The organism is uncultured Stenotrophomonas sp., from assembly GCF_963519925.1.
Classification (GTDB): Bacteria; Pseudomonadota; Gammaproteobacteria; order Xanthomonadales; family Xanthomonadaceae; genus Stenotrophomonas; species Stenotrophomonas maltophilia_AE.
This window is the reverse complement of sequence record NZ_CAUQPH010000204.1, coordinates 1-4,658: the sequence shown is the minus strand read 5'-3', so window position 1 is coordinate 4,658 and position 4,658 is coordinate 1. Positions and strand designations below refer to the sequence as shown.

The window sequence follows — 4,658 nt, the reverse complement described above, 5'->3', positions numbered from 1 at the left end:
CGACCTGGCCCGGGCGCTGGCGACCCTGCCCGAACCGCTGCGCGGCAAGGTGCACATGGCCGTGGCCGGGCGCGAGCCGGACCCGCGCCTGGTCGCCGAAGTGCAGCAGCTCGGGGTGGCCGCGCAGGTGCATTTCGCCGGCCTGCTGGATGACATCCGCCCGTTCGTGGCCAGCGGCGATGCCGGCTTCGTGCTGTCCTACGACGTGGAGACCATCTCGTTCGCATGCCGCGAAATGATGGCGATGGGCAAGCCGGTGATGGTCAGCGACTACGCCGGGCTGCCGGAGAACATCGAGCACGGGCGCAATGGCTGGAGCGTGCCGGTGCGCGATGTGGCGGCGATTGCCGCGCAGGTGCAGGCGCTGTATGAGCTGCGGCAGACGTTGCCGGCCGTCGGCCAGGCGGCGCGGGCGCATGCCGTGGCGGCATTTGGGTTGGAGACGTTCAGTGCGTTGACTGAAGCTAGTTATGCTGCGGTGTTGGGTGGGGAAGCCGGCTGACAGCCGGCTAACAGCCGACTAACAGTCGGCTCTACACACGTCGGCTCTACGCGTCGGTGCTGGTGCGCAGGCGCAGGGGGTCTGACAGGGCCAGGAAGAACGCGATCCAGGTGGCGTAGAACGAGGCGGTGCGCATGTCGCGGAACATCATTTCGGTGATGCCGAACACCGCGAAGCCCACGCAGATCATCAGCCCGGCGCCGGCGAACAGGCGCGTGGGCCGGTCGGTCACGTCCAGCCGCAGGCGGCGCGCGAACAGCCAGCCCGGTGCGATGTACAGCAGCACCAGGCCCAATCCGCCGAGCACGCCGTACGTAGCCAGGAAGTACAGCAGGTCGTTGTGGGTCTCACCGAAGTCGCGAGCCACCGTCGGGGTGACCTGCTTGGCCTGGGCCAGGTTGGCCAGCTCCTCACGGAAGCGGTCGCCGCCGCCGATCCCGAACACCGGTTCGCTGCGGATCATGTGCCCGGCCGCGCTCCACAGCTGCAGGCGGATGCACACCGAGGTGTCGGACAGGTGCGTCACCTGGCATTGGTCGAATTCGCTCACGCCCAGGTGGATGCGCTGGCGCATCGAGGCATCGCTGGCCACGATGACGCCGGCCACGGCCAGCAGCACCGCCGCCGCGAGCAGCTTCAGGCGGTTCATGCGCCTGCCCTGCACCAGCATGGCGATGAACAGGAAACAGGGAATGGCCAGCAGGCCGCCACGGGTCTGGGTGGCCAGGAACGCGCCGACGCCGGCGATGCCGCTGACCAGCTTCAGCGCGAATTCGGTGCGCCGGAACCGGGTGATGCGCAGGCCCAGCAGCAGGAAGGCGATCATCGAGAACAGCAGGGTCAGGTCGCCATAGGTCACCGCGTTGAACTGCCGGGTGGCCGGCCGCTCGCCGGTGCTCAGCACCAGCCAGGCCACGTTGAGCACCGCGTACCAGATCCCCCCCAGCAGGCCGAGCGCGGCGTGCGCCAGGACAGGCCGCGGAATGCGCAGCGCCGCGGCCAGGATCAGCCCCACGCTGAGGAAGCGCGCCGCCTTCTCGACCTCCGAGCCTTTCCAGAGACCGTGTACCGCCAGGCTGGTGAGCACTCCCACCAGCAGTACGGCCATGCCCGACACCATCCAGAGGTATTCGCGGCGGTCGTCGCACCATACCGTGCCCTGCGCCGGGCGGCGCACCCACGCCAGCACGATGACGCTGAGCAGCACCAGCCCGTAGTAGCCCGCACTGCCGCCGTCCATCGTCGACATCAACAGCACCGGCGAAAGCCCAAGCACCCCCGTGAACACCCATGCCAGGATTGGGTTGATGCCGGCAGGACGGGAAAGCGCGTTGTTCACGTTCGATGCGGGTCGGGCGGAGCGGTCGGCATTGTGGCTGATCGTTTGGGAATGATCCATGAGCGTGCGGCTATTCCTCACCGTCCTCCTTGCCCTGCTCCCGACGGATCCGCGCCAGGTCCACGGCATTGGGCTGGCAGGGCCCCACGAAGGCCTCCGCCGGCACCAGCCACCAGCCTCGCCGGTTGGCCACGCCCACCCGTTCGGCCCGGCTGCGGTCCACGCACGCGAGCAGTGCCGCCTGCTGTACCAGCAGCCAGCGCCGCTCCGGCGCCTCGGCCTGCCAGGCCGCACCGTCCTGCAGCTGCAGGTACCATCGCCGCTTGAAGCCGAACGTCCGCACCGGGCGGTCGGACATCAGCAGGTTCTGCTCCTTCCAGCCGACCAGCGCCAGCTCCGCGTCCGGCCCGATCCGTTCGCCCGTCTGGTGCATCAGCCCGCGTGCCGAGCTGGAATCATTGAACAGGGGATAGCCGACCAGGCCGTAGGCCACCCACGCCATCGCCAGGATCGACATCACTGCCAGGTGGAAGCGGCGCGGGCCACTGAACAGCAGGCTGACCACGCCCCAGCTGCCCAGCGCGATGCCGACCCAGCCCAGCGCGGCGGTGACCGAGGTGTCGATGCCCCGCTCCAGGATCAGCTTGCGCTCGAAGCCCGGTTCGCCCCCCAGCATCGCCACGCCCACGCCCAGCAGGGCCAGGGTCAGCAGCGCGGCGAACCCACCCAGCAGCCACTGCACATCGCGCCTGCGCAGCAGGCCCGGCAGCAGCGGCGCCAGCGCCAGGCAGAACATCGGCAGGGCCGGCAGGATGTAGACGTCGCGCTTGCCATGCGGAATCGAGAAGAACAGCACGATCAGCAGCCACCAGCCCAGCAGCAGCAGGTAACGCGGGTCGCGCCGGCGCAGACGCCGCCACCAGGCCGGGATCGCCCAGGGCACCAGCAGGAAGGCCGGGATCCACATCGACGGCATCGTGGCCAGGAAATACCACCAGGGCTGGTGGTGGTCCCAGGATTGCGCATAGCGCTTGGCTGTCTGCCGGAACAGGATGTCGTCCATGTAGGCGCGGTATTCGGCCGAGCCGCTGCTGGTGGCGGCCAGCACCATCGGCACCAGCCACAGCGCCACGGCCAGCGCGAACGCCAGCGGGCCCAGCCAGAAGCGCCAGTCGCGCAGGTCCAGGCGCACGCGCGGCCAGCCCAGCGCCACCGCGACCAGCGCCGGCACCAGCATGAACAACGCCAGCACGCCCACGCCCTTGGTGATCACCCCCAGCCCGGCCGCGAACCAGCCCAGCCACCACCAGCGCCAGGCCGGACCGCACAGCAGGTGGCGCAGCAGCCCGTAGTTGGCCAGGGTGATGAAGAACACCACCAGCGGGTCGATCTGGGCCTTCTTGGCCTGGAAGGTGAAGTGCACCGCGAACAGCAGCGCCCAGGCCGCGTACAGGCCCACTTTGCGGGTCCACAGGCGGCGGCCGAGGTCGTACACGCAGGCCAGGGTGCCCAGTGCGGCCAGCAGCGTGGGCAGCAGGAACGCTACCCGCCAGTCGCGCAGCAGCGTGTACAGGGTGGCCTGCAGCCACATCAGCATCGGCGGCTTGTCCGAGTAGAGCTCGGTTCCGCGATGCGGGAACAGCCAGTCCCCGCTCAGCACCATCTGCTTGGCGACCAGCGCGAAGCGCGGCTCGTCGGAGGGCCAGGGGTCGCGCATGCCCAGCCCGGCGCCCAGCACCAGCAGCGCCATCAGGGCCAACAACCAGAATTCCCGGGATTCGCGTGTTTTCAGCATGGCGCGATTCTACCCGGGCAGGATCAACCCTTCTTCAGCAGGCGCGCGTAGAAGAAGCCATCCGCCCCGTGTTCGCCCGGCAGGCGCTGGCGACCGGCCCAGGAATCGTGGCCGTAGGCGTCACCCAGTGGCAGGAACCCCGCCCGCGGGGTGCGCTGCAGGAAGGCCTCGATCTGGAACTGGTTCTCTTCGCGCAGGATCGAGCATGTCGCGTACAGCAGGGTCCCGCCGGGGGCGAGCATGCCGAAACACGCATCCAGCAGGCGCGCCTGCAACCCCACCAGCGCCGGAATGTCGGTGGCGCGGCGATGCAGCAGCACGTCGGGCTGGCGCCGGATGATGCCGGTGGCCGAACAGGGCGCGTCGAGCAGGATCACATCGAACGGTTCGCCGTCCCACCAGCTGGCCGGGTCGGTGGCGTCTGCCGCCCGCACCTGGGCGTGTTCGCCCACGCCGGTGCGGGCGAAGGTTTCACTGATGCGCTTGAGCCGGCGCGGGTCGATGTCCAGCGCCAGCAGGCGCAGGCTGGGGTCGCGCTCCAGCAGGTGCGCCGACTTGCCGCCGGGCGCGGCGCACGCATCCAGCACGCGCGCACCCGGACGCGGCGCCAGCGCATCGGCCACCTGCTGTGCCGACAGGTCCTGCACCGACAGCGCGCCGTCGGCGAAGCCGGGCAGCGAGGCCACCGCCACCGGCACCGGCAGCCGGATCGCATCGGCGCCCAGGTCGGTGGTTTCGGCTGCGATCGCGGCCGCCTGCAGGCGTTCCAGCATCGCCTCGCGGCTGCCGTGCTGGCGGTTCACCCGCAGCCACAACGGGGCCGGCTGCAGGCTTTCATTGAAGATGGCGTCGGCCTGGTCAGGCCAGTCCTGCTCGATCTGCTCGGCCAGCCACTTCGGGAACGCGTCGCGTGCCGGCAACGCCGGAATGCCCTCGCGCTGGGCGCGGCGCAGCAGGGCGTTGACCATGCCGGCCTGGCGCTCCCGGCCCAGCGCGCGCGCGGCCTCGACCGTGGCCGAGAG

4 protein-coding genes are annotated in these 4,658 nt (G+C 70.0%); 1 reads left to right on the top strand and 3 read right to left on the bottom strand.

Annotated features, from left to right (window positions below):
- Positions 1–502 (top strand): glycosyltransferase (locus tag RWO33_RS19305; protein ID WP_314106970.1); only part of this gene is annotated, 502 nt, incomplete at its 5' end.
- 46 nt (positions 503–548) lie between these two features.
- Here the strand turns inward: RWO33_RS19305 and RWO33_RS19300 are convergent.
- From RWO33_RS19300 to rsmB, 3 genes are all read right to left on the bottom strand, one after another.
- Positions 549–1,751 carry an O-antigen ligase family protein gene (locus RWO33_RS19300; RefSeq protein WP_314106967.1) on the bottom strand — a complete coding sequence of 401 codons (1,203 nt, stop codon included), beginning with the start codon at positions 1,749–1,751 and terminating at the stop codon, positions 549–551.
- A gap of 160 nt (positions 1,752–1,911) precedes the next feature.
- A complete protein-coding gene (locus RWO33_RS19295; RefSeq protein WP_314106964.1) occupies positions 1,912–3,636 on the bottom strand; it encodes a glycosyltransferase family 39 protein in 1,725 nt (574 codons plus the stop codon).
- Positions 3,637–3,659: 23 nt separating this feature from the next.
- Positions 3,660–4,658: 16S rRNA (cytosine(967)-C(5))-methyltransferase RsmB (gene rsmB, locus RWO33_RS19290; protein ID WP_314106962.1), on the bottom strand; the 999-nt coding region annotated here is incomplete at its 5' end.